This window comes from Adlercreutzia sp. DFI.6.23 (genome assembly GCF_024462535.1).
Taxonomy (GTDB): Bacteria; Actinomycetota; Coriobacteriia; order Coriobacteriales; family Eggerthellaceae; genus Adlercreutzia; species Adlercreutzia rubneri.
In genome coordinates this window covers 1-303 of record NZ_JANGBP010000486.1, presented here as the reverse complement: position 1 = coordinate 303, position 303 = coordinate 1, and the positions used below count along the sequence as shown (strand labels likewise).

Annotated in this window: 1 protein-coding gene; it reads left to right on the top strand. The window is 64.4% G+C overall.

Annotated features, from left to right (window positions below):
- On the top strand, positions 1–303 hold a 303-nt coding region (locus NE591_RS14255; RefSeq protein ID WP_256156983.1), incomplete at both ends, for a tyrosine-protein phosphatase.

Here is a 303-nt window from a genome sequence, read left to right as displayed (position 1 = left end):
GGCGATCGAGCAGGACCTGGCGCGTCTTGTGTGCGACTACGACCTGGCCGGCGTCATCGATTTCCGCACCCAGCTCGAGCGCGACAAGGAGCCCGACCCACGCGAGCTTATGGAAGGCGTGGTGTTCTACGACTTCCCGGCGCTGTCCGGCGAGACCATCGGCATCACTCACGGTGCGGGCGTGGCCCAGGACTTGAAGACCTTCGCCAGCTACAACGCCAGTCATCACGAGCTGGTGCGGGGCATGTACCCCCAGATTTTGCTGGACGACGCGGGGCGGGTTGCCTACACGTCGTTTCTCGA